The organism is Polynucleobacter sp. 78F-HAINBA (assembly GCF_018882325.1).
Lineage (GTDB): Bacteria > Pseudomonadota > Gammaproteobacteria > Burkholderiales > Burkholderiaceae > Polynucleobacter.
Genome location: NZ_JACVOQ010000004.1, coordinates 44369 through 66296 on the forward strand (window position 1 = coordinate 44369; position 21928 = coordinate 66296).

25 protein-coding genes are annotated in these 21928 nt (G+C 46.5%); 17 read left to right on the plus strand and 8 right to left on the minus strand.

Features of this window, described 5'->3' with window-relative positions; all coding sequences use genetic code 11:
* Window positions 1-5 precede the first annotated feature (5 nt).
* Window positions 6-1199 carry a M20 aminoacylase family protein gene (locus tag ICN11_RS05275; protein WP_216229482.1) on the plus strand — a complete coding sequence of 398 codons (1194 nt, stop codon included), beginning with the start codon at window positions 6-8 and terminating at the stop codon, window positions 1197-1199.
* Window positions 1200-1220: 21 nt separating this feature from the next.
* Here the strand turns inward: ICN11_RS05275 and ICN11_RS05280 are convergent, their stop codons facing one another.
* The 3 genes from ICN11_RS05280 to apaG form a co-directional block, all read right to left on the minus strand.
* On the minus strand, window positions 1221-1997 hold the full coding sequence (locus ICN11_RS05280) for an enoyl-CoA hydratase (RefSeq protein ID WP_216229483.1): 777 nt from the start codon (window positions 1995-1997) through the stop codon (window positions 1221-1223).
* A 25-nt stretch (window positions 1998-2022) separates the two neighbouring features.
* The gene (locus ICN11_RS05285) at window positions 2023-3090 is read right to left on the minus strand and encodes a murein transglycosylase A (protein WP_370623603.1); all 1068 of its coding nucleotides are present in this window, start codon (window positions 3088-3090) and stop codon (window positions 2023-2025) included.
* Between the two features lie 211 nt (window positions 3091-3301).
* Complete coding sequence (gene apaG, locus ICN11_RS05290; protein ID WP_215334225.1) at window positions 3302-3676, minus strand: Co2+/Mg2+ efflux protein ApaG; 375 nt, start codon at window positions 3674-3676, stop codon at window positions 3302-3304.
* Between the two features lie 49 nt (window positions 3677-3725).
* Between apaG and rpe the strand changes: the two genes are divergently transcribed.
* From rpe to trpC, 5 genes are read left to right on the plus strand one after another with little or no spacing between them, the layout of a single operon-like run.
* On the plus strand, window positions 3726-4451 hold the full coding sequence (gene rpe, locus ICN11_RS05295) for a ribulose-phosphate 3-epimerase (RefSeq protein ID WP_216229485.1): 726 nt from the start codon (window positions 3726-3728) through the stop codon (window positions 4449-4451).
* Entirely contained in the window at window positions 4451-5956 is a 1506-nt protein-coding gene (gene trpE, locus ICN11_RS05300; protein ID WP_216229486.1) for an anthranilate synthase component I, read from the plus strand. The genes rpe and trpE overlap by 1 nt, the downstream gene beginning before the upstream one ends.
* Complete coding sequence (locus tag ICN11_RS05305) at window positions 5940-6506, plus strand: aminodeoxychorismate/anthranilate synthase component II (protein ID WP_216229487.1); 567 nt, start codon at window positions 5940-5942, stop codon at window positions 6504-6506. Before trpE ends, ICN11_RS05305 begins: the two co-directional genes overlap by 17 nt.
* 24 nt (window positions 6507-6530) lie before the next feature.
* Window positions 6531-7553, plus strand: coding sequence for an anthranilate phosphoribosyltransferase (gene trpD / locus ICN11_RS05310; RefSeq protein ID WP_216229488.1), 1023 nt, complete (start codon window positions 6531-6533; stop codon window positions 7551-7553).
* 11 nt (window positions 7554-7564) lie between these two features.
* Window positions 7565-8368: an indole-3-glycerol phosphate synthase TrpC gene (gene trpC, locus ICN11_RS05315; protein ID WP_216229489.1), complete on the plus strand. Its 804-nt coding sequence runs from the start codon at window positions 7565-7567 to the stop codon at window positions 8366-8368.
* On the opposite strand, the gene ICN11_RS05320 is transcribed toward trpC, so the two are convergent.
* The gene (locus tag ICN11_RS05320) at window positions 8365-8919 is read right to left on the minus strand and encodes a hypothetical protein (RefSeq protein WP_216229490.1); all 555 of its coding nucleotides are present in this window, start codon (window positions 8917-8919) and stop codon (window positions 8365-8367) included. The genes trpC and ICN11_RS05320 overlap by 4 nt on opposite strands.
* Before the next feature lie 131 nt (window positions 8920-9050).
* On the opposite strand from ICN11_RS05320, the gene ICN11_RS05325 reads away from it, so the two are divergent.
* The gene (locus ICN11_RS05325; RefSeq protein ID WP_216229491.1) at window positions 9051-9401 is read left to right on the plus strand and encodes a hypothetical protein; all 351 of its coding nucleotides are present in this window, start codon (window positions 9051-9053) and stop codon (window positions 9399-9401) included.
* Window positions 9402-9464: 63 nt separating this feature from the next.
* On the opposite strand, the gene ychF is transcribed toward ICN11_RS05325, so the two are convergent.
* A complete protein-coding gene (ychF, locus tag ICN11_RS05330; protein ID WP_216229492.1) occupies window positions 9465-10559 on the minus strand; it encodes a redox-regulated ATPase YchF in 1095 nt (364 codons plus the stop codon).
* 93 nt (window positions 10560-10652) lie between these two features.
* Here ychF and ICN11_RS05335 point away from each other — a divergent pair, with 93 nt between their 5' ends.
* The 5 genes from ICN11_RS05335 to ICN11_RS05355 are packed head-to-tail and all read left to right on the plus strand — an operon-like array spanning window position 10653 to window position 15349.
* The gene (locus tag ICN11_RS05335) at window positions 10653-11873 is read left to right on the plus strand and encodes an FAD-dependent monooxygenase (RefSeq protein WP_255539895.1); all 1221 of its coding nucleotides are present in this window, start codon (window positions 10653-10655) and stop codon (window positions 11871-11873) included.
* Window positions 11857-12582 (plus strand): DsbC family protein, encoded by a 726-nt coding sequence (locus ICN11_RS05340; RefSeq protein ID WP_216229494.1) that lies wholly within the window; start codon window positions 11857-11859, stop codon window positions 12580-12582. Before ICN11_RS05335 ends, ICN11_RS05340 begins: the two co-directional genes overlap by 17 nt.
* Before the next feature lie 12 nt (window positions 12583-12594).
* On the plus strand, window positions 12595-14379 hold the full coding sequence (locus tag ICN11_RS05345; protein ID WP_216229495.1) for a M61 family metallopeptidase: 1785 nt from the start codon (window positions 12595-12597) through the stop codon (window positions 14377-14379).
* Window positions 14379-15152 (plus strand): uracil-DNA glycosylase, encoded by a 774-nt coding sequence (locus ICN11_RS05350; protein WP_216229496.1) that lies wholly within the window; start codon window positions 14379-14381, stop codon window positions 15150-15152. Before ICN11_RS05345 ends, ICN11_RS05350 begins: the two co-directional genes overlap by 1 nt.
* 38 nt (window positions 15153-15190) lie before the next feature.
* Entirely contained in the window at window positions 15191-15349 is a 159-nt protein-coding gene (locus tag ICN11_RS05355) for a hypothetical protein (RefSeq protein WP_216229497.1), read from the plus strand.
* Between the two features lie 40 nt (window positions 15350-15389).
* On the opposite strand, the gene ICN11_RS05360 is transcribed toward ICN11_RS05355, so the two are convergent.
* The 3 genes from ICN11_RS05360 to ICN11_RS05370 form a co-directional block, all read right to left on the minus strand.
* Window positions 15390-16064, minus strand: a complete 675-nt coding sequence (locus tag ICN11_RS05360; protein ID WP_216229498.1) for a nucleotidyl transferase AbiEii/AbiGii toxin family protein — start codon at window positions 16062-16064, stop codon at window positions 15390-15392.
* 6 nt (window positions 16065-16070) lie between these two features.
* Window positions 16071-16553 (minus strand): helix-turn-helix transcriptional regulator, encoded by a 483-nt coding sequence (locus tag ICN11_RS05365; RefSeq protein ID WP_216229499.1) that lies wholly within the window; start codon window positions 16551-16553, stop codon window positions 16071-16073.
* A gap of 101 nt (window positions 16554-16654) precedes the next feature.
* On the minus strand, window positions 16655-16936 hold the full coding sequence (locus ICN11_RS05370; RefSeq protein WP_255539896.1) for a hypothetical protein: 282 nt from the start codon (window positions 16934-16936) through the stop codon (window positions 16655-16657).
* A gap of 19 nt (window positions 16937-16955) precedes the next feature.
* Here ICN11_RS05370 and hemA point away from each other — a divergent pair, with 19 nt between their 5' ends.
* The 5 genes from hemA (at window position 16956) to rmuC (ending at window position 21927) form a co-directional block, all read left to right on the plus strand.
* Complete coding sequence (gene hemA, locus ICN11_RS05375; protein ID WP_216178804.1) at window positions 16956-18272, plus strand: glutamyl-tRNA reductase; 1317 nt, start codon at window positions 16956-16958, stop codon at window positions 18270-18272.
* The gene (prfA, locus tag ICN11_RS05380) at window positions 18273-19352 is read left to right on the plus strand and encodes a peptide chain release factor 1 (protein WP_216229500.1); all 1080 of its coding nucleotides are present in this window, start codon (window positions 18273-18275) and stop codon (window positions 19350-19352) included. It abuts the gene before it with no gap.
* A 10-nt stretch (window positions 19353-19362) separates the two neighbouring features.
* On the plus strand, window positions 19363-20211 hold the full coding sequence (gene prmC / locus ICN11_RS05385) for a peptide chain release factor N(5)-glutamine methyltransferase (RefSeq protein ID WP_216229501.1): 849 nt from the start codon (window positions 19363-19365) through the stop codon (window positions 20209-20211).
* A 104-nt stretch (window positions 20212-20315) separates the two neighbouring features.
* On the plus strand, window positions 20316-20624 hold the full coding sequence (grxD, locus tag ICN11_RS05390) for a Grx4 family monothiol glutaredoxin (protein WP_216229502.1): 309 nt from the start codon (window positions 20316-20318) through the stop codon (window positions 20622-20624).
* Window positions 20625-20652: 28 nt separating this feature from the next.
* Complete coding sequence (gene rmuC / locus ICN11_RS05395) at window positions 20653-21927, plus strand: DNA recombination protein RmuC (protein WP_216229503.1); 1275 nt, start codon at window positions 20653-20655, stop codon at window positions 21925-21927.
* Window position 21928 lies beyond the last annotated feature (1 nt).

Consider the following 21928-nt stretch of genomic DNA (forward strand, 5'->3'; position numbering starts at 1 on the left):
AAGCTATGCGATTACTTCCAGAAATCATCGACTCCGCATCAGCCATTCAAGAGATTCGACGCAATATTCATGCGCATCCAGAATTGCGCTTTGAAGAAAATCGTACTTCCGACCTAGTAGCAGAGGCGCTTTCAAGCTGGGGAATTACGGTGTATCGCGGCCTTGGAAAAACTGGGGTTGTCGGAAGGCTCGATGGCGACCTAGGTCAAGGCAAGATGATTGGCTTGCGTGCTGATATGGATGCGCTGCCGCTACAAGAACACAATACCTTTGAACACACTTCAAAGAATCCCGGCAAGATGCATGCCTGTGGCCATGATGGTCACACTGCAATGCTTTTGGGTGCCGCCCAATATTTATCCAATCATCGCGATTTCAAAGGCTCAGTCATTTTTATTTTTCAGCCAGCCGAAGAAGGTGGTGCTGGTGCGCAAGAAATGATTAACGATGGATTGTTCAAACAATTTCCTTGCGATGCTGTTTTTGGTTTGCACAACTGGCCAGGACTTGCTGAAGGCCATTTTGGCGTGACCTCTGGCCCGATGATGGCTTCAAGCAATTCTTTTGAAATCACTATCCGCGGCAAAGGTGGGCATGCTGCTTTGCCACACAACAGCGCTGACCCTGTACTAGCGGGAACTCAAGTTGTCCAAGCTCTACAAAGCATCATTACGCGCAATAAACGTCCCGTGGATGCAGCAGTCTTATCCGTCACACAGTTTCATGCGGGCGAGACAAGCAACGTTATTCCGGATAGCGCTTTTATCGGCGGAACCGTTCGTACATTCACGATAGAAGTTTTAGATTTAATTGAACAACGTTTACGAGAAATCTCTCACAATGTCTCCAGTGCCTTTGACTGTCAAGCCGAAGTGAGTTTTACTCGTAATTACCCTCCACTCATAAATCACGATAAGGAAGTCGACTTCGCAAGCGAGGTCATGAGCGAATTGGTTGGGGCACAAAACGTCAATACCTCAATCGATCCCACAATGGGTGCAGAAGACTTTGCATTCATGCTGCTGGAGAAGCCTGGTTGCTATGTGTTCCTAGGCAACGGTGATGGCGATCACCGTGCAGTGGGTCATGGCATGGGCCCATGCCATCTACATAATCCTTCTTATGACTTTAATGACGCATTGATCCCTGTTGGCGTGAGCTACTGGGTCAAGCTAGCTCAACGCTACTTAGAAAAATAATCTACTTCGAGAGCTAATTTTTTAGGAGTTCGTAAATTGAGCTGGACGCTTTTCCATAAAAGCTGCCATACCTTCTTTTTGATCATTAGTCGCAAAGCAAGAATGGAACAAACGACGCTCAAAATGAATTCCTTCTGAGAGCGTAGTTTCATAAGCGGTATTAATTGCTTCCTTCACCATCATTGCAGTCAGCAATGGCATGTCTGCAATCGTCTTGGCAATCGCTTTAACTTCTTTTAGCAAATCCGCTTGAGGAAAAATGCGAGCAACAAGGCCTGAGCGCTCGGCTTCGGCAGCATCCATCATGCGGCCAGTCAAAGCTAAGTCCATTGCTTTTGCTTTGGAAACAGCACGCGGTAAACGCTGCGTACCACCAGCGCCAGGGATAATTCCCAATTTCACTTCTGGTTGTGCAAACTTAGCAGTGTCAGCTGCCATGATGGTGTCGCACATCATCGCCAATTCACATCCGCCGCCAAGAGCGTATCCAGACACTGCCGCAATGACTGGCTTGCGTACTTTTTTAATCTCCTCCCAATTACGAGAGATAAAGTCGCCGCGATAAACATCAGCGAATCCATACTTCGCCATCGTTGCAATATCTGCACCAGCAGCAAATGCTTTCTCACTGCCGGTAACGATGATGCAGCCGATATTGTCATCAGCATCAAAGCCAAGGAGGGCTGCGCCCAATTCATCCATTAACTCATCATTTAGAGCATTTAATACTTGCGGGCGGTTGAGAGTAATGACGGCAACTTTGCCATCTATATCAGTCAATATGGTGTTGTAAGTCATCGATTTCTTTCAAAAATAGATTGGTTCAGCGCGGCAACAATAACCACATCTTGCCATCTTGTTTCATGCGTCCGGCTAATTCACCTGCAGAATCCCCTGATCCCCAATAGTAATCTGCTCGCACACCGCCCACAATGGCCTTGCCCGTATCCTGGGCCATCACCAACTTCTGTAATGCCTGACTACTTAAGGGCCTAGTTGTACTCAAAAATACTGGGGCACCTAAGGGCATGGCTTTCAAATCAATGGCAATACTGCGCTCGGCAGTTAAAGGTACTCCCAAAGCGCCATTAGGGCCAAGATCTGCGTTGACATTCCCAGGGAGCTCTTTGAAGAACACAAAGCGAGGATTGGCGTTCAACATCTCCTCTACACGCACTGGATTACGCTTAGCCCAAGCAGAAATGCCTTGCATCGTAGCCTCGCTCCGCGTAATTTCCTTACGGTCTAGCAACCACTGCGCAAATGACTTAAATGGCTGATCATTGGTGCCGGCATAGCCGAGTCGCAATACGCGCCCATCTTCCAAACGAATTTTTCCAGAGCCCTGAATTTGCATAAAAGCGGCGGCCACAGGATCTTGTACCCAAGCAATTTCAGAACCACGCAGTACCCCAGAACTCATTAACTCTGCGCGTGGAGGTGCAGGGTTTGGCTTGGAGGTCTTCCACGCAGCTGGCAAGCCATATAAAGGAACAGAGTAAGTGGCTGTGCGGGTCTGGGAGCCATTCATGACGGGCTCGTAATACCCGGTAATAAGACCGGATTCATTGCCTGTAGCGCTATTACGCACTTCATACACCTGAAAATTTCCCTCAAAATATTGGCGAATTGCACGTCCATCACGGCCCGAAATGCTACTCGCCTGAGCACATGCCTGGCGCCAATTAATTTCACTATTGCGTTTGCGCAGGGCATCACAACTTTTGAGCCAGGCTGGCCAAGCCTGCGTTAAATCATCCTCCTGCCAGCCCGGCAAGTCTTGCCATGAAGCTGATCGAAAGCTGGCAATCGAGGAGGTATATGAAGATGGGGCGCTTCCGCTAGACCGGTAACCAGACCCACGAGTAGAAGGCGTAGAGCAAGCGGTCAATAAACTAGCAATACTGATAGCGAATACACTGCAGACAAGGATTCGCGAAGGATTCTCGCGACTTATTAATTTGGATATAGAAATCATGATTGCCAATTTACTCGATGAATACCCCATGATCTTGTTTGCAGTTGAGGGAGGCATCGCTTTAGCCCTCCTTCTCTTTATTGTCCTTTGGACCGGTAAGGGTAAAAAATAGCGCTTTGAGGACCTAGTGCAGGGTTCTTGGCATTACCAAGGCAAATTCAGGAATCGGGGCTTGGAAAAACTGAGCCTCTTCAGTTACGCAGAAGTACTCACCACGCATGGTTCCTGCTGGCGTCGGCAAAGTAGCCCAGCTGGTGTACTCGAACTGCTCACCCGCCCGTAGAAGCGGTTGTTGGCCTACAACCCCCAGGCCACGGACTTCCTGGACATCATTGTCCCCGTCGGTAATGAACCAATGGCGGGCAATAAGCTGAATACTAGCCGTACCTGTATTTCTAATGGTGACGGTATAAGCAAACGCAAATTGGCGGTTATCGGGGTCAGACTGGTCGGACAAATACTGGGTTTTGACCGTAATGCTAATTTCATGAGGATTCATGCTCGAATTCTGCTCCATCCTAAGCCCAACTGCAAGCTAGAATCTAGGGATGGATAGCCAGAAATCACCCTCAAATCGCCAGTTTGTCATCGCCCCCTCCATTTTGTCGGCTGACTTTGCCTGCCTCGGCAAAGAAGTTCAAGATGTTCTCTTGGCGGGCGCCGACTGGATTCACTTTGATGTGATGGACAACCATTACGTTCCCAACCTGACTATTGGACCTTTAGTTTGCGAGGCGATACGCCCGCATGCAATAAAAGATGGCAAGCCAGCGATGATTGATGTGCATTTAATGGTTGAGCCGGTAGACCGCCTCGTTCCAGACTTTGCAAAAGCTGGTGCAAACCTAATTAGCTTTCATCCAGAGGCAAGTCCTCACGTGAACCGCACAATTCATTTGATTCGCGATCAAGGTTGTCAGGCTGGCTTAGTTTTAAATCCAGCCACCCCACTTGATCACCTCGATCACACGCTTGAATTGCTTGATCTGGTTTTGTTGATGTCAGTGAACCCAGGCTTTGGTGGTCAGTCATTCATTCCAAGCACTCTCAATAAGATTGCACAGGTACGTGCACGCTTAGATCGCCATCAACAAGAAACAGGTCGCCATATTCGACTTGAAGTTGATGGTGGAATTAAAGTCGACAATATTGCAGAAGTAGCTAAAGCTGGTGCAGATACATTTGTTGCAGGCTCCGCAATCTTTGGCAAAGAAAATTATGCCGATGTGATTAAAGCGATGCGCGCAGAACTAGCGACGTCAGGAAAAGCGTAATGCAGCACGAAGAATTTCTTGCCCTAGCAAAACAGGGTTTCAATCGCATTCCCTTAGTAAAAGAAGTATTGGCTGACCTAGAGACGCCTCTGTCACTCTACGTCAAACTCACACAAGCTTTTGGACAAAAAAATACTTATTTACTAGAGTCTGTTCTCGGTGGTGAGCGCTTTGGTCGCTTCTCTTTTATTGGTCTGCCTGCTAAAACTGTTTTAAGAACTGTTGGCACTCCAGATGCACCACTGACTGAGATCCTCTTCAATGACAAAGTGATTGAAACCAATCATGACAACCCGTTGGATTTTGTAGATGCCTATTTCAAACGCTTTAAGGTGGCAGTGCAAGCTGGCCTTCCACGCTTCTGTGGCGGACTTGCTGGCTACTTTGGATATGACACGGTTCGTTATATTGAATCGCGTTTAGCAAAACATAATCTACCCGATGAATTGGGTGTGCCTGATATTCAATTGATGCTGACCGAAGAGCTGGCCGTAATTGATAACGTTGCAGGCCGTATTTATTTAATCGTCTATGCAGACCCCAGCGTTACAGATAGTTTTGAGAAGGGTCAAGTTCGATTAAAAGAATTACTTGCTTGCCTAAGCAAACCAGTGAGCATGCCAGCATCATTACCAAGCACCAAAACAGAATTGGTACGTAAGTTCAAAGCGGCTGATTTTGAAAATGCCGTTCTCAAAACCAAAGAATATATTTTGGCTGGCGATTGCATGCAGGTAGTGATCGGTCAACGCATCAGCAAACCATTCACAGATTCACCTCTTGCTCTATACCGCGCATTGCGGTCTTTGAATCCATCACCTTATATGTACTTCTATGACTTTGGTGACTTGCAAGTAGTGGGGTCATCTCCTGAGATCTTGGTACGCCAAGAGCAACGTGAGAGCCAAAAGATTGTGACGATTCGTCCACTAGCTGGCACACGTCCACGTGGCGCTACACCTGAAGAAGATGAGCGCCTTGCCACCGAGTTGCTTGCCGACCCAAAAGAAATTGCTGAACACGTCATGTTGATTGACTTGGCACGCAACGATGTGGGTCGTATCGCAAAGACAGGTACCGTCAAGGTGACTGATTCGATGTCGATCGAAAAGTATTCTCATGTACAGCATATTGTTAGCTCAGTCGAAGGTGAATTACTGGACAATATGAGCAATATGGATGTCTTACGTGCAACCTTCCCAGCCGGCACTTTATCGGGCGCTCCAAAAATTCGGGCGATGGAAATTATTGATGAGATGGAAATTGTGAAACGGGGAGTTTATGGGGGTGCCGTTGGCTACCTCTCCTTCTCCGGAGATATGGATGTAGCGATCGCCATTCGCACTGGCGTGATTCGTGATGGCGTATTGCACTCTCAAGCCGGTGCTGGCGTAGTTGCAGACTCCGACCCCACCGCCGAGTGGAAAGAAACCGAAGCCAAAGCCCGAGCAGTATTAATGGCGGCTGATTTAGTACAAGGAGGACTCGATGCTCCTCATGATTGATAACTACGATTCATTTACCTATAACCTCGTTCAGTATTTTGCAGAGCTTGGTGAAGAGGTAAAAGTTTTCCGTAATGATGAAATTTCGGTTGATGAGATTGCCAAAATCAATCCTGCGCGCATTTGTATTTCACCAGGACCTTGCAGTCCAGCAGAAGCAGGAATTTCCGTAGCGACCATTCAACGCTATGCTGGACAGATTCCGATTCTCGGCGTCTGCCTTGGACATCAGGCAATTGGTGAGGCCTTTGGCGGCAAGATTATTCGCGCCCAGAAAGTCATGCACGGTAAAACAGATGATATTCACCATACCGGTGTTGGCGTTTTCAAGGATTTGCCAAACCCATTTAAAGTAACCCGCTATCACTCTCTCGCCATTGAGAAGAGTTCTTTGCCGGCAGTTCTTGAAGTGACCGCTACTTCTTCCGATGGTGAAATCATGGGTGTGCGTCATAAGGAACTTGCAGTGGAAGGTGTCCAATTTCATCCAGAATCGATTCTTTCTGAGCATGGTCATGCACTGTTGAAGAATTTCTTGCAAGCCAAATAACTCAAAAGCATTAACTCGATCCCCATGCCTATTACGCCCCAACAAGCACTACAACGTTGCATTGAACATCGTGAACTTTTCCATGATGAGATGACAGCAATGATGCGTCTCATCATGAGTGGTGAGATGCCGCCAACTTTAGTTGCTGGCTTGCTGGTGGCACTGCGGACTAAAAAAGAGACTGTTGGTGAGATTGCTGCAGCCGCTCAAGTGATGCGTGAGTTTGCGACACCAGTACATGTGGAAGATAGAAAAAATTTGGTCGATGTAGTGGGCACAGGTGGCGATGGCGCCCATACTTTCAATATTTCCACTGCTGCAATGTTTGTGGCAGCAGCAGCTGGCGCAAAAATTGCCAAGCATGGCAATCGCAGCGTCAGCAGCAAATCTGGAAGCGCAGACATTCTGGAGTCGCTAGGCGTAAAACTGTCGCTCTCACCGGAGCAAGTCACAAAATGTATTTCAGAAGTAGGTGCAGGCTTTATGTTTGCACCCAACCATCACCCTGCAATGAAGAACGTTGTACCGATTCGCAAAGATTTGGGTGTACGGACGATTTTCAATATCCTAGGCCCCCTTACCAACCCGGCCGATGCCAAGCGCATCCTCATGGGCGTATTTCATGCAGACTTAGTTGGAATTCAGGCGCGCGTACTTCAGGCTATGGGCATGGATCATGCATTGGTAGTTTATGGTCGCGATGGTCTAGATGAAATCTCCCTTGAAGGCCCTACTCTGGTTGGCGAACTAAAGGATGGTCAAGTTCGTGAATATGAAATTCATCCAAAAGACTTTGGTTTAAGCACAGCTATGACCAATAGCTTTAAGGTTGCCGACGCCGAAGAATCTAAAGCCATTGTTTTAGACGTACTCAATAAAAAATCTGGCCCAGCGAGTGACATTGTTTGCCTTAATGCTGGCGCAGTTCTGTATGTAGCCGATGTGGCGCCAAGCATTGCTAGCGGCATTCAAATGGCTCAAGCAGCCATTGCCTCTGGTGCTGCCCGTCAAAAGCTAGACCAGTTTGTAGCAGCAACCCAAAACTAATTAAGATCTTCATGAGCGATATCCTCGACAAAATTGTTGCCACCAAAAAAATTGAGCTTGCCGCTGATTCAAAAAAAATCTCTTTAGCGAATCAACGCGATCAGGCTGAAGAAAATAATCGCGATCCGCTCTTAAAGCCTCGGGGCTTTATTCAATCTATCGAAAATAAGATTGCGGCCGGCAAAGCTGGTGTGATTACCGAGATTAAAAAAGCAAGCCCAAGCAAAGGAATCTTGCGAGAAAATTTTCAGCCAGCTGATATTGCTCAATCTTATGAAAAAAATGGCGCAGCCTGCTTGTCCGTCCTCACAGACAAAGATTATTTCCAAGGGGCTAATGCTTACCTTCAAGCTGCAAGAGCGGCGTGCAGCATTCCAGTTTTACGCAAAGACTTTACGATCGATCCTTATCAAGTCTACGAAGCAAGAGCAATCGGTGCCGATGCTATTTTGCTCATTGTGGCTTGTTTAGAACTCAATCAAATGAAAGAGTTAGAAGCTTGTGCGCATGAGCTGGGCTTAGATGTTCTGGTTGAGGTTCATAACGCGCCTGAGCTAGAGCAAGCCCTTGAATTAAAAACTCCACTGCTCGGAATTAACAATCGTAATTTGAAGACTTTTGAAGTTACCCTTCAAACCACCCTATCTTTGTTATCGATGGTGCCAGCAGGAAAAACCTTGGTTACCGAATCGGGCATCATGAGTCGCGCCGATGTGCAATTGATGCGTGATCACCAAATCAATGCATTCTTAGTGGGCGAGGCGTTCATGCGGGCCAAGGATCCCGGAGTGGCCCTAAGCGAATTATTTAATTAGGCTGCTCTTGAGGTTTTTAAGAAATCTAGGCTGTATTTGATTAAAGCAATAAGCAATACCGTTCCAAGTACATCACCCACGAACATGACAACAAAGTGATTTAAGCTTCCAGTTTCATCAAGACTGCGTACAGCAAACCACCATTGGTGCAATCCTGCACTTAGGGCGGCATAAATCAAAATGCAAACAGTCAATTTAGGCAAACTCAAATCACTGAGATCTGGTGAAATTTTGATATTACTCGCAACAAATAGTTTTGCGAGATAGGGCGAAAATCCTGAGATCAAACCCACCCCAATACAAGTAGTGAGATCGGGCGGGAAATTGCCAAAATAGCAAATGAGAAAAGAAACTATCGCAATTCCTACTGCGCCAGAAAGCCCAAAGATAAGCGTCAGGAATAACCTTAAGCCAGCTGGAAGGTAGACCCAGTTAACCCCAAGACCATACTCAAGATGCGCTGTAAGCCAAGCATTTATATAAAAAAGGCTTGAGTAGGTGATCGCGCTCACCAAAAATCCAGTCATCTGCTCGGAGATTATTCTTTTCATGACTGTCAGCATGGTTATTTATGTAATATTCCCTCATACTACCAGCCCATGAATTCAGGAATATACTCATATCAACCCTTAAGCTAATAGCTTATCAGGCTGTAGCGCCCTCTAAACTGACCGAAAAAGAAATGTCGACCACCAAATCCTCCTGTTACATCCGTTTTTTAAACCTGATTGATGTCCTTGACCGCATCAATCCTGGGAAAAAGCTCGACTCCATTGAAGAAAGTCTTCTAGATAAAATCATTTTGAGCTTTCATGCCAAACAGTCAATTTTGGTGGGAGACCTGATTTCGCTCTCCGAGCTTGGCTCACAGGCGACCCTTCATGGGCGACTCAAGAATCTCAGCGCCATGGGCTATATCAAGATGGCAGCGAATGAAGATGGCCGCAAAAAAGAAGTGGTTCCCAGCAAAATCGCCATCAAACGCTACGAAGAAATTTCTAAGTGCTTGAAAAAGGCTGTTGAAGCCAGTTAATTCAGGTCTTCTGAAAGCAAAAAACCCTTACGAGTAAGGGTTTTTTCATTTAAGAGTGCTACTTTAGACGTTAAAGAGGAAGTTCAAGACATCACCGTCTTTAACTACATACTCTTTACCTTCGGCACGCATTTTTCCAGCCTCTTTGGCACCAGACTCACCCTTAAATTGAATGAAGTCTTCAAATGCGATAGTTTGGGCACGAATAAAGCCACGCTCAAAGTCTGTATGAATCACTCCTGCAGCCTGCGGAGCAGTATCACCTTGATGAATTGTCCAGGCACGAACTTCTTTAACGCCAGCCGTAAAGTAGGTCTGCAAGCCCAATAACTTATAGCCCGCACGAATCACACGGTCTAATCCAGACTCTTCCATGCCGAGATCTGCCAAGAACTCAATCTTGTCAGCATCATCTAAGTCAGCGATTTCTGCCTCGATTGCTGCGCAAACTGCAACCACTGGAGCGCCCTCTTTAGCTGCGTGCTGAATCACTGCATCTAAATGCGGATTATTTTCAAAGCCATCTTCTTTGACGTTGGCAATATACATCGCCGGCTTTGCTGTGATCAGGCACAGCGGCTTCAAAAGTAGATTTTCTTCGTCAGTCAGTTTCAAGCTGCGAACTGGCTGGGCTTGATCTAAGTGGGCCTGCACCTTAGTGAGTACAGCCACCAAAGCAGCCGCCTCTTTGTCGTTGCCTGACTTAGCCGCTTTGCTAGAACGCTGCAGAGTTTTTTCAACGGTGGTTAAGTCAGATAAGGCTAGCTCAGTGTCGATCACTGCGATATCGGAGATCGGGTCGATCTTGCCCGCCACGTGAATCACGTTCGCATCCTCAAAACAGCGCACCACATGGGTAATGGCGTCAGTTTCGCGAATATTCGCTAAAAATTGATTTCCCAGACCCTCACCTTTAGAGGCTCCAGCCACTAAACCTGCAATATCGACAAATTCGACAGCTGCAGGCAGGATGCGCTCAGGCTTCACGATCTCAGCCAAAGCGGCTAGACGGGGGTCAGGAACCTCGACCACGCCCACATTAGGCTCGATCGTGCAGAAAGGATAGTTTTCCGCCGCGATTCCAGCTTTGGTAAGCGCGTTAAAGAGGGTAGATTTGCCGACGTTAGGCAGGCCGACGATGCCACATTTCAAAGACATAGCCGTATTGTAAAGGGCTAGTTTCGATATCATCGAGATATGTCAGAAGTTCTCCAAAATAACTCGGCTAAATTGCCCAAAAATACCCCCCAAATGCGGACAATCGATGTCGCTGTAGTGGGCGGAGGTATAGCGGGTAAGGCCTGCGCCTTAGGTCTAGCGCAGCTTGGCCTGCAAACCATTCAAATCGCACCTGACTTAGGGCAAGCCGTTCCCGCTCCCCAAGGGGGGCAATGGGGGCAACGCATTTACGCTTTCTCTCCCAGCACCCAAAAGCTATTAGCCCATCTTCAGATTTGGGATGCTGTTGATCACAGTCGTATGCAGCCCGTTCGAGACATGCGAATTTATGGCGATCGCGGAGAAAAACATGATCAACTGCATTTGTCTGCCTTTGAAGCGGGGACGCCTCAGTTAGCCTGGATTGGTGAATCGAACGTAATCGAACATACCCTAGATCAAGCCTCACGCTTCCAAAATAAATTAGAGCGCATCAATAATGCTGTAGAAAATGTTCAAGTGGATTTCGATGGAGCTACTCTCCATCTCGCAAATGGATCGACCTTGCGCGCTCAACTCGTCATTGCTGCTGATGGTGCTAATTCACCTATACGTGCTGAGCTAGGTATTTCTACAAAAGAAGAAAGTTATTCACAAAGTGCTGTGGTAGCGAATTGGATTTGTAGTAACGCACATTTAGAAACCGCCTACCAGTGGTTTTTGCCAGGCGGCGATATCGTAGCGATGCTGCCACTACCAAATAAACAAGCCTCGATGGTGTGGTCAACCTCTCCAGAAAATGCTGCCGAACTTTTAAAACTAGATCAAGCAGCCTGGACTGAAAAGTTTTCCTCAATTGCCAACGGGGCAATAGTCGAGCAACTTGGATCACTCACGCTCAATTCAATACCAGCTGCGTTTCCCCTCAGAAGAATTCGTGCAAGTCGCTTTATCGGTCCAGATGACAACCCCAAGGTTGCGCTCATTGGAGATGCAGCCCACGTCATGCATCCTTTGGCTGGGCAAGGCTTGAACTTAGGGTTAAGAGATGTAGCAACACTATTAAACATTTTGAGTAAGCGAGAATCTTTCCGCCTGCCAAACGACAAAGTATTGTTGCGTCGTTATGAGCGTCAGCGTCAAGGCGACACTAGTGCGCTGCTCTGGGTAACGGACAAACTCAAGAAGTTATTCTCAGCCAGTAGTGGTACTGAGAAGCAATTACGCAATTGGGGATTAGGCCTGGTCAATCGTAGTCACTTTATTAAACGGCGCCTCATTGAGCGCGCCCTTGGAGATGCTGATTTTGAATAAATTATTTTCTATTATTGCTTTTGCTTGCTCTCTCACTCTTCTAGTGGGAACAGTCAATGCACAATCGGAACAACAGGTCCGCACTGAATTGCAAAAGAAGATTGGCGCCAATGCCAAAATTAAAAGTGTTTCCCCATCACCCATTCCAGGCATATACGAGGTGTTGGTGGGCAATGATGTGTTTTACACCGATGCGAGCAGCAAATATTTAATCCAAGGTGAAATCATTGAGATCGCTACAGGAAAAAATATTACCGAACAAAAACAAGCGGACCTGAATCGCATTAAATGGTCCGAGCTAACTCCATCAAATGCTTTAAAAGCGGTGCGCGGTAATGGTAGTCGACAGCTGGCAATATTCTCTGACCCTAATTGTGGTTACTGCAAGCGTCTTGAGAAATCACTCCAACAGTTAGATAACGTCACTATCTACACCTACCTCATTCCGATTTTGTCGCCTGACTCTGCGCAAAAGTCCAAACAAATCTGGTGCTCTGCTGATCCACAAAAAGCCTACATTGATTGGATGATCAATGGCATTGCGCCGAGCGGCAAAAGCGACTGCGCCACTCCTTTAGACAAGAATATGGCCTTTGCCAAAACCTATGGCATTACTGGCACCCCTACTATTTTCTTTACTGATGGCAGTCGCTTCCCGGGCGCCGTTCAAATCACTGACATTGAAAAGAAATTTAGCAGCTTGAAGTAATGGCTCACACTTATGAACGAATCAAATACTTCTGATCTACCAGCGATCCAATACACCATTTGGTCGGCAGACTTACATGGCCACCGCTTTCATGTGAAGTTGCGTATTGAGAATCCATTACCGAATGGGCAGATTCTGCAAATGCCCGCCTGGATTCCAGGTAGCTATTTAATTCGAGACTTCAGCAAGCAAATTGAAATGATTGAAGCGTTTGCAGTCAATAACCCGCATGACGCCCTCGTCCTAGAGCGAATCGATAACGATCAATGGCGCCTACCCAAGGTAGCTGGTGCAGTAGAAATTCTCACAACGGTATATGCATTTGATACTTCGGTGCGCGCAGCTTATCTCGATACTGAACGTGCGTTTATTAATCCAAGCAGCTTATGTTTGGCAGTCAAAGGTCAAGAATCTTTACCCTGCGCATTAGCATTAATTCCACCTAAGGATACTTGCGCAAATTCTTGGACTGTTCAGACAGGCCTGCAAGCAGCCAAAGTAGATAGTCAAGGTTACGGCTTTTATCTCGCCAAAAATTATGATGATCTACTGGATCATCCGATTGCGATGGGAGAGTTTCAAATTGCCCATTGGAAATCCAATGGCGTGTCCCACTGCATGGCGATTCAGGGTTGCATTCATGAAATTGATCTAGAGCGTTTAGCAACTGATCTTCAAGCCATCTGCACCTGCACCATTAACCTTTTTGAACCAAAGATCAAGAAAGCACCTTTCCAAAATTATTTATTTTTGGTCAATGCCGTTCTTTCTGGATATGGCGGACTTGAGCATCGCAATAGCACTGCCCTACTATGCCGTCGTGATCAGATCCCCCAAGTAAATACCCCTTTGGATGAAGCATCCTATCGTGAGTTTTTAGGTCTCTGTAGTCATGAGTATTTTCATGCTTGGTTAGTCAAACGGATTCAGCCCAAAGCATTTCAGCCTTATCAACTCGACCGCAGAAACCATACTCGCTTACTGTGGCTATTTGAGGGCTTTACGAGCTACTACGATGATCTGCAATTATTCCGCAGCAAACGCATCGATCTCAAAACCTATCTCAAGCTAGTCGCCAATAATTGGAATAGCATTTTGCGTGGGCCGGGCAGGCTCAAGCAAAGCCTTGCGGATAGCTCTTTTGATGCCTGGACTAAGTATTACCAAGCGGACGAGAACACTCCGAACGCAGTTGTCAGCTATTACGGGAAAGGTGCATTGCTCGCCTTAGGTTTAGATCTCAAGATTCGTGCATTCACTAACAATAATCAATCCTTGGATGATTTGATGCGCCTTATTTGGGAAACGCATGGAGTTACGCTTGAGGGTATTGCTGAAGATGGTTTGGATGAGTTGATACTCAAACTGCTTGGTAATGGCTTCTCCAAAACTTGGGCTGAATTTAAGTCTCGCTATATTTTTGGAGTTGAAGACATCCCCATTCAGAAGTGGATTCATTCGAAGATCATTTCAGTAAAGCAAAAAACTCACTCGAAGCTTGAGCAAATTAAATTGCAATTAGGATTGCGTACTAGCGATGCGAATGGCTGGCTAAAGGTAACGCACGTACTGGATGGAGGAGCTGCACAATTAGCGGGCCTGGCAGCTGGAGATTTGATCGCCAGTATTAATGGCGAACGGATTACTGCTGCTCGATGGGATAAGGTCTTAACTAGCTTGATATCAGGACAAGTCATTCAGATTTGTTTTTACCGAGATGACCTAGAGCACGAGTGCATGACCGTCCTTGAGGATGATCAGATGCCAAGCCAGTACACACTCACTCCAGCCGAGTGATGTATTCGTTTTCTGCTGCTGATATTCCTGAGGACTGGCGCGCCCTACTCGGCGATTATTTTGAATCCTCCGAGTGGCAACAACTACAGACCAATCTCAGAGCCGAGTTGAGTAAGGACGCAGCAAAGATTTGCCCTGATCCCCAGAATTTCTTCAAGGCGCTGACATTAACCCCACTTACCAAGATCAAGGTCGTCATTTTGGGGCAGGATCCATACCACTCTCCTGGGCTGGCTCAGGGATTGGCATTTTCCATCCCGAGTGATATTCCGACCAATTCTCGGCAATTCCCAAGCTCCTTACGCAATATTGGCAAAGCGCTGGCGCTGGAGGGTTTTGGCGCCCTTCCTAACGGTGATCTTCATGCCTGGGCTGAGCAAGGTGTTTTACTGCTCAATACCGCTCTCAGCGTCAAATTGGGTGAGGCTGGCAGCCATGTCAACCTAGGCTGGAAAGCTCTCATTGATCGACTTATTGCCGCCTTAGCGCGGGAAAAGCCCCATTTGGTGTGGATGCTGTGGGGTGGTCACGCCCAATCCAAGCTACCACTGATTGAGGCAGCCCCGAACTCATTGATTCTGCAATCCTCCCACCCCTCTGGGCTTGGGGTCTACAAAACAGATCGGCCATTTCTGGAGTCTGGTGCCAAAGCAAGTTGCGGGCACTTTATGAAAGCCAATGAGTGGCTAATGGCACACCAGCAATCGCCGATTCAGTGGGTTGGTAACCATACTAGCTCTACGGATAAAGACTTATTTTCGCTAAGCAGTTAACTTGGGACATTAAAATTCGCGACTAAGCATAGTTAAAAATGCCATTTAACAACCTACACTCCATCACCAACTACAAAGCAACTTCAACAGAGATGATTGAGGAATATCGACGCCAATCTGCGCTAGCGTCATCCGTAGATCGCGCCGATATCGATTTAATGAATTTTCTAGACCAAATCCTTCTGGATGCTGAATAAGGATGTCTTAGTCTGAATCATCTCATTGAGATGACCTTAGTCAGTCATGCTTCAAGCCCCCTAAGAAACCTGTTACTCGCTCTACCGCTTCGTCATAACTAGGGCTATAGTTCAAAACATTAATTTCATTAAATTGGGGCTTTAGTACATGAGCCCTACTTTGGATTTGTTTAATAAATTGATCAGCATGTCTCAACAAAAAATGTTTAGCGACTCGCAATTCTTGGGGCTCTCGCTCAATTACTAGTGACAGATCAAATAAATCTCGAGCCGCCGCCCTATCCCCTCTGTGCCAAAGTTTTTTTGCCACAATTTCTACAGCAGTCTCAACACGAATGGTGTCGCCAAAAATATTCCACATTTCAAATCCAGGCTTAGTGAGATTAGGGGATGCCACGAAATCAATTTCCCCCTCTGGACGAATTAACTTGACATAGGAGTTTTGGTCTTCGACATATTGTGAAGAAATATCAGCAGCAACATCACTCAGTCTTGGAGTGACAAAACCCAGATACTGGGGATCAGGAACAAAAATATCAATATCCTTGCTGAGCCGATGCTGATAGCGCAACATCAGAACAGTTCCTCCCCCGAATGTCCAAAAGGGGTCAGCCATTCCATACTTTTTAATTTCGGCAATGATTCGAAGTGCATGGGGAAATAACTCTTTCCAAACACCATCAGGCAGATCACGTCCGTGAATTGATTTAATCATTTAGCATTACTGCCAAGCCATTCTTGGCGAGTGCATTTCATGAGCCCAACGATCAATATTTTTCCATATGCTCTTTGGGGAGATATTACTTGCTTTCGCTGCCTCCTCAACTGCCAAAACAATTAGAGGTAATGGGGCCTCATCAAGCAAGGAAGCTATGTAGGGAAAGATGGGTTCTGGAATTTTTCCTGACACCAATGATTTTGCTAACTGTGAGGCAGTTAATTTATTTTTGTAACTCACGCTAGCAGTTTGGCCGGCTGCCTCTAGTGCATATTGCTTTTTATGCCGCCCCTGCATTGAAACGTCGATCCCAAGTAACCCGAGTAGAGCTAATAATTTGGCAGCCCCTAAATCCTTTAGAGTGCCATTTTCTAAATGAAGAATGGTTGATCTGGACAAATTGGATAGCTTGGCTAAGCGTTCTTGAGTCAAACCAAGAACAACTCTGCGATTTGCTACCTGCAGTCCAATTTCACGTAAATTCATAGTATGTATTGTGCCACAAACCCATGAAAAATGTGTAATATATTACACATTAAATAGGGGTAAATTTTGATGCGCTAAAGCCAATAGCAGCATGTTTCGTCTTATTTATCTGCGCTCGCGTATAAAAACCCCGCCAGACAAGAAGCCCCTATGGCACTGAGCCACTCCAGGATCTGTCCAGATTGAAACAAATCTGCAAATTGCCCCACATAGGAGCTGGCTAGGGCAGCAAAAAAGCCAATCAAGGCCGCCATGAGGAATTTTTTGGCTTGAGGCTTAGATCGACGTTCCCTTGGGTAAAAGACCAGGACAAATACACCCGTTAAGCCGCCGATCACTAGAAAAGCTAAAAACCCCATCACCACCCCCATTGTTGCTGCCATCAAATCTATAATCACCATTATGAAGTTGTTGACACTCGGCATCAATCATCACACAGCGCCGGTCGCCATTCGGGAAAAGGTCGCCTTTGACCCTGAATTTCTTCAAGAAGCGTTGCACGATCTTCGCCAACATCTGGTTGGCGCGAATCAGGCCGGCCTGCCGGAAGCCACAATTTTGTCGACCTGCAATCGCACTGAGGTTTATTGCGCCGCTAATGATGCCGATGCAGCCAGTCTTTTGCATGAAGCTACTTTTGATTGGTTAGCAAAAACTCAACAAGTTGCTCCCAGCAGTTTGGAGCCGCATATCTATTCACTACCGCAATCGGATGCGGTACGTCATGCTTTTAGAGTTGCCTGTGGATTAGATTCCATGGTGATTGGTGAAACCCAAATCTTGGGTCAAATGAAAGATGCTGTGCGCACTGCAAATGATGCAGGCGTCCTCGGTACTTATCTCAACCAACTCTTTCAGAAAACCTTTGCTGTTGCAAAAGAAGTTCGTGGCTCCACAGAAATTGGCGCCCATTCGATTTCGATGGCGGCTGCGTCCGTTCGACTAGCTGAACGTATTTTTGAAAGCATTGCCGAGCAACGTGTTCTGTTTATCGGCGCCGGTGACATGATCACTTTGTGTGCAACCCATTTCGTTGCACGCAAACCTAAGGCTGTTGCCATTGCTAATCGCACCATCGAGCGTGGACAAGAATTAGCAGACTCGATATCGATTCAAGATGTTGAAGCAGAATCATTCAAGCTTTCCGAGCTTCCCTCACGTCTTCATGAATTTGACATCATCGTTTCAAGCACCGCATCCTCACTGCCGATCATTGGCTTAGGTATGGTAGAGAGCGCCCTGAAACAACGTCGCCATAAACCCATGGTGATGATTGACTTAGCGGTACCTCGTGATTTTGAGCCAGAGATTGCTCGCTTAAATGACATTTATCTTTATACAGTCGATGATTTAGGCGTGATGATTCAGACTGGCGCTTCTTTGCGTCAAGCCGCTGTGAGTCAAGCCGAAGCAATCATTGAAGATCGTGTTGGTAATTTTATGCACTGGATGCAGGGCCGGAAAACCGTTCCACTCATTCAAGACATCCAACAACAAGGTGAACACCTAAGGCAGTTAGAGTTGGATCGCGCCATGAAACGATTAATGCGCGGTGAAGACCCCCAAGAAGTGCTCAATGCAATGGCACAGGGCTTAACCAATAAGTTCTTACATGGCTCATTGCATGCTTTACAACACTCTAACGGCGCTGAGCGTGACGCCCTGATTAAGTTGCTTCCTAAATTATTCGCCTCGCACTCCAAGCCAGAAGACCATTAGATGAAGCCCAGCATGCGGGCTAAGCTAGACCACCTAGACACGCGCTTAGCCGAACTCAACTCCCTATTAACTACCGAAGAGTCCACCAAAGACATGGACAACTATCGGAAGCTCACACGCGAGCATTCGGATATTGCAATGGTAGTGGAGCAATTTGGCTTATACAAACAGGCTGAGGCCGACGCACAAGCCGCAGAAGAGATGCGCAAAGATCCTGAGATGAAGGACTTTGCTGATGAAGAACAAAAGCAAGCTCAAGCCACAATGGAAGAGCTTGAAGGCGTCCTACAAAAACTCTTGCTACCAAAAGATATTAACGATGAACGTAATGTCTTTTTAGAAATTCGTGCGGGTACTGGTGGTGATGAGAGTGCACTCTTTGCAGGCGACTTACTTCGTATGTATACGCGCTTTGCAGAGCGCCAGGGCTGGAAAGTAGAAGTTGTGAATGCTGCCGAATCTGATCTTGGTGGATATAAGGAAGTCGTTCTACGCTTAGTAGGTCAATCCGTTTACTCTCGCCTCAAATTTGAATCAGGTGGTCACCGTGTGCAACGTGTGCCCCAAACAGAAACTCAGGGTCGTATACATACATCAGCCTGCACAGTGGCCGTGATGCCTGAGGCAGATGAGTTAGAAGCAGTCAAGATTAATCCTGCTGAACTACGCATTGATACTTTTAGAGCTTCAGGCGCTGGTGGTCAGCACATCAATAAAACAGACTCTGCAGTTCGAATTACGCACCTACCTACAGGCACAGTAGTTGAGTGTCAGGATGACCGTAGCCAACACCGCAACCGCGAGCAAGCGATGAAGGTGCTGGTCTCACGCATCATGGATGCACGTGAACGTGAAAAGCATCAACTTGAGGCGCAAACCAGAAAGTCGTTAATTGGCTCAGGCGATCGCAGTGACCGTATTCGTACTTATAACTTTCCGCAGGGTCGTATTACTGATCATCGTATTAATCTAACGCTCTATAAGATTGATGCCATGATGGATGGCGATCTCGATGACCTCTGTAATGCTCTAGCGTCCGAGCATCAAGCAGAGCTGCTTGCAGCGCTTGGCGACAGTTAATACCAGTAGGATGAGTTTCAGCCAGTCTTTACGCGAATTAATTAGCAACTGCACATTGCCAGCCAATGAAGCGCGGATATTGCTGGCCCATTTACTAGAGAAGCACTGCCAACTCCCACGCTCTGCCCTCCTATCACGCGACGATATGAGCCTCAATGAACAGGCTTTTCAGGAATGGGAGAACCTAGTCTCAAGAAGAGCAAATGGTGAGCCCATCGCCTACATATTAGGCAAGAAGGGCTTTCATAATATTGAGTTACAGGTTGGCCCTGGAGTACTTATTCCTCGGCCAGAAACTGAGCTCCTAGTAGATATTGCTCTTGCTGAAATCACCAAACTCAACAAGCCTACAAAGATATTGGACTTAGGTACTGGTTCCGGTGCAATTGCACTTTCTATTGCAAGCGCAGCTCCATTAGCCTCAGTTATTGCAACAGATCAATCAGCCGAGGCTTTAGTGATTGCTCAGCAGAATGCCCAATCTCTTGCCCTAAGCGCCCAAATCCAGTTTGCGCAAGGTAGCTGGTATGAGGCTATCAGTCCACAAAATCAGTTTGACGTCATTGTCAGCAATCCACCTTATATCGCCAGTCAGGACTCTCACCTCGGGCAAGGGGATTTGAGGTTTGAACCTGAATCTGCCCTAACCGACTACGGTAGCGGTCTTAGCTGCCTCCAAGCAATCATTTCAGGGGCAGGCAAATTCCTGAAGTCTGGGGGCTTAATTGCTGTCGAGCATGGCTATGATCAATCCGAAGCAGTGGTTGATCTCATGAAAGAGGTGGGGCTAATAGACGTGCAAGTTCATCAGGATTTGGCTGGCCACTGTCGCGCAGCATCTGGCAGAAAAAGCCTATAAAAATCCCTAAGAGGAATTAACCCTTTTCTCCGGATAGCCTTAAAATTACCCCATTGTTAATTGCAATTTAAGATCGCCTTACAGCATCAATTTAGGAAAAAATTATGGATACCCAAGCAAGAATTCAAGAAATCGTTAGCAGCCATCCTGTTGTATTGTTTATGAAGGGTAATGCCCAGTTTCCTCAGTGTGGCTTTTCCGGAAATGCAGTCAATATTTTGCGCACCTGCGGCGTAGATAAGCTTCATACAGTAAACGTATTGGAAGATGCAGAAATTCGTCAAGGCATTAAAGAATTTGCTAATTGGCCAACTATTCCTCAGCTTTATATCAATGGTGAATTTATTGGCGGCTCTGACATCATGACTGAAATGTTTCAAAGTGGCGAATTACAAAAGTTAGTTCAAGCCTAAGATTTAACAGCTTTCATAGACTGAATTTGTGACTTTTGATTTAAGCTCTCTGCTTCTGTTTGGCCTGCCATTGGCTTTATGTGCAGGCCTTTTAGTATATGCACTGAATTTGCGCTCCGCACTCAGTCGTGCTGAGCAACAGAATCAAACCGATACTGCATTAGCCACCAGCCTTCGCGCAGAGCGTGATCAGGCGCTACAGAATGCTATCCGCCTTGAGGCCGCACTAGATTCTGAGCGTAAGCAGGGCTTAGGAAGAATTGAGTCTCTGAATGAAGCCAAAGAGGCGTTGACTAGTCAATTTAAAAATCTAGCCAATGAAATTTTGGAAGATAAATCAAAACGTTTCACCGAACAGAATGTTGCCAATCTAGATGCCCTACTTAAGCCACTACAAACCAAGCTTTCAGAATTTAAAGAGCAAGTAAACACCTCTTATGGCAATGAAGCGCGCGAGCGCTTTGCACTTAAGAGCGAGATCGAGCGTCTTGCCAATCTCAACCTACGCATGTCTGATGAAACGCGCTCGCTAACTCAAGCACTCAAAGGCGACTCCAAAGTCCAAGGCAATTGGGGTGAGTTAGTTCTAGAGTCCATTCTCGAGTCTTCAGGCCTCCGAAAAGGTGAGGAGTATTTGGTTCAAGATAGTCATACACAAACCGATGGCTCACGCTTACAACCAGACGTAGTCGTTAAGCTGCCAGAGGGCAGAAGTCTTGTTGTTGATAGCAAGGTTTCTATTACTGCGTATTCACGCCATGCTGAAGCAACTGATCCAGTCATTGCAGAGCAAGAACTGGCTGCACACATTCAGTCTCTACGCCAACATATTCAAGGCTTATCAAGCAAAAACTACAGCTCTTTATATGGCATTGGTTCAGTAGATTTTGTATTGATGTTTGTCCCGATTGAGCCCGCTTTCTTATTGGCGCTCAAGACGGCACCAAACCTCTATCAAGAGGCCTTAGCTAAAAATATTGTGCTGGTTTGCCCAAGCACCTTAATGGCTACGCTGCGTACGGTTGCCCACTTATGGCGTCAAGACTCACAAAATCGCAATGCACTTGAAATTGCTAAACAATGTGGCACCCTCTACGATAAGTTTGTTGGCTTTGTAGATGATCTTGAGAAATTAGGCCAACGATTAGATCAAGCTCAAACGAGTTATCACGATGCTTTCAATAAACTCAAGTCTGGCAAAGGCAATCTCATTCGTACTGCCGAGAAGGTGCGTGAGCTTGGCGTTAAACCCAGCAAAAATCTATCTGCGCCACTGATTGAATCGTCTACAGATACTGAATAAA

What these genes read in the sequence shown, in the direction of transcription:
- ICN11_RS05280 (WP_216229483.1), bottom strand. Translation starts at nt 1,997, where the DNA reads ATGACTTACAACACCATATTGACTGATATAGATGGCAAAGTTGCCGTC.
- trpC (WP_216229489.1), top strand. Translation starts at nt 7,565, where the DNA reads ATGAGCGATATCCTCGACAAAATTGTTGCCACCAAAAAAATTGAGCTT.
- ychF (WP_216229492.1), bottom strand. Translation starts at nt 10,559, where the DNA reads ATGTCTTTGAAATGTGGCATCGTCGGCCTGCCTAACGTCGGCAAATCT.
- ICN11_RS05320 (WP_216229490.1), bottom strand. Translation starts at nt 8,919, where the DNA reads ATGAAAAGAATAATCTCCGAGCAGATGACTGGATTTTTGGTGAGCGCG.
- apaG (WP_215334225.1), bottom strand. Translation starts at nt 3,676, where the DNA reads ATGAATCCTCATGAAATTAGCATTACGGTCAAAACCCAGTATTTGTCC.
- ICN11_RS05365 (WP_216229499.1), bottom strand. Translation starts at nt 16,553, where the DNA reads ATGAATTTACGTGAAATTGGACTGCAGGTAGCAAATCGCAGAGTTGTT.
- prmC (WP_216229501.1), top strand. Translation starts at nt 19,363, where the DNA reads ATGAGTTTCAGCCAGTCTTTACGCGAATTAATTAGCAACTGCACATTG.
- ICN11_RS05335 (WP_255539895.1), top strand. Translation starts at nt 10,653, where the DNA reads ATGCGGACAATCGATGTCGCTGTAGTGGGCGGAGGTATAGCGGGTAAG.
- ICN11_RS05360 (WP_216229498.1), bottom strand. Translation starts at nt 16,064, where the DNA reads ATGATTAAATCAATTCACGGACGTGATCTGCCTGATGGTGTTTGGAAA.
- ICN11_RS05355 (WP_216229497.1), top strand. Translation starts at nt 15,191, where the DNA reads ATGCCATTTAACAACCTACACTCCATCACCAACTACAAAGCAACTTCA.
- trpD (WP_216229488.1), top strand. Translation starts at nt 6,531, where the DNA reads ATGCCTATTACGCCCCAACAAGCACTACAACGTTGCATTGAACATCGT.
- hemA (WP_216178804.1), top strand. Translation starts at nt 16,956, where the DNA reads ATGAAGTTGTTGACACTCGGCATCAATCATCACACAGCGCCGGTCGCC.
- ICN11_RS05370 (WP_255539896.1), bottom strand. Translation starts at nt 16,936, where the DNA reads ATGGCAGCAACAATGGGGGTGGTGATGGGGTTTTTAGCTTTTCTAGTG.
- rpe (WP_216229485.1), top strand. Translation starts at nt 3,726, where the DNA reads ATGGATAGCCAGAAATCACCCTCAAATCGCCAGTTTGTCATCGCCCCC.
- ICN11_RS05305 (WP_216229487.1), top strand. Translation starts at nt 5,940, where the DNA reads ATGCTCCTCATGATTGATAACTACGATTCATTTACCTATAACCTCGTT.
- ICN11_RS05325 (WP_216229491.1), top strand. Translation starts at nt 9,051, where the DNA reads ATGTCGACCACCAAATCCTCCTGTTACATCCGTTTTTTAAACCTGATT.
- ICN11_RS05345 (WP_216229495.1), top strand. Translation starts at nt 12,595, where the DNA reads ATGAACGAATCAAATACTTCTGATCTACCAGCGATCCAATACACCATT.
- ICN11_RS05350 (WP_216229496.1), top strand. Translation starts at nt 14,379, where the DNA reads ATGTATTCGTTTTCTGCTGCTGATATTCCTGAGGACTGGCGCGCCCTA.
- trpE (WP_216229486.1), top strand. Translation starts at nt 4,451, where the DNA reads ATGCAGCACGAAGAATTTCTTGCCCTAGCAAAACAGGGTTTCAATCGC.
- ICN11_RS05340 (WP_216229494.1), top strand. Translation starts at nt 11,857, where the DNA reads ATGCTGATTTTGAATAAATTATTTTCTATTATTGCTTTTGCTTGCTCT.
- prfA (WP_216229500.1), top strand. Translation starts at nt 18,273, where the DNA reads ATGAAGCCCAGCATGCGGGCTAAGCTAGACCACCTAGACACGCGCTTA.
- grxD (WP_216229502.1), top strand. Translation starts at nt 20,316, where the DNA reads ATGGATACCCAAGCAAGAATTCAAGAAATCGTTAGCAGCCATCCTGTT.
- ICN11_RS05275 (WP_216229482.1), top strand. Translation starts at nt 6, where the DNA reads ATGCGATTACTTCCAGAAATCATCGACTCCGCATCAGCCATTCAAGAG.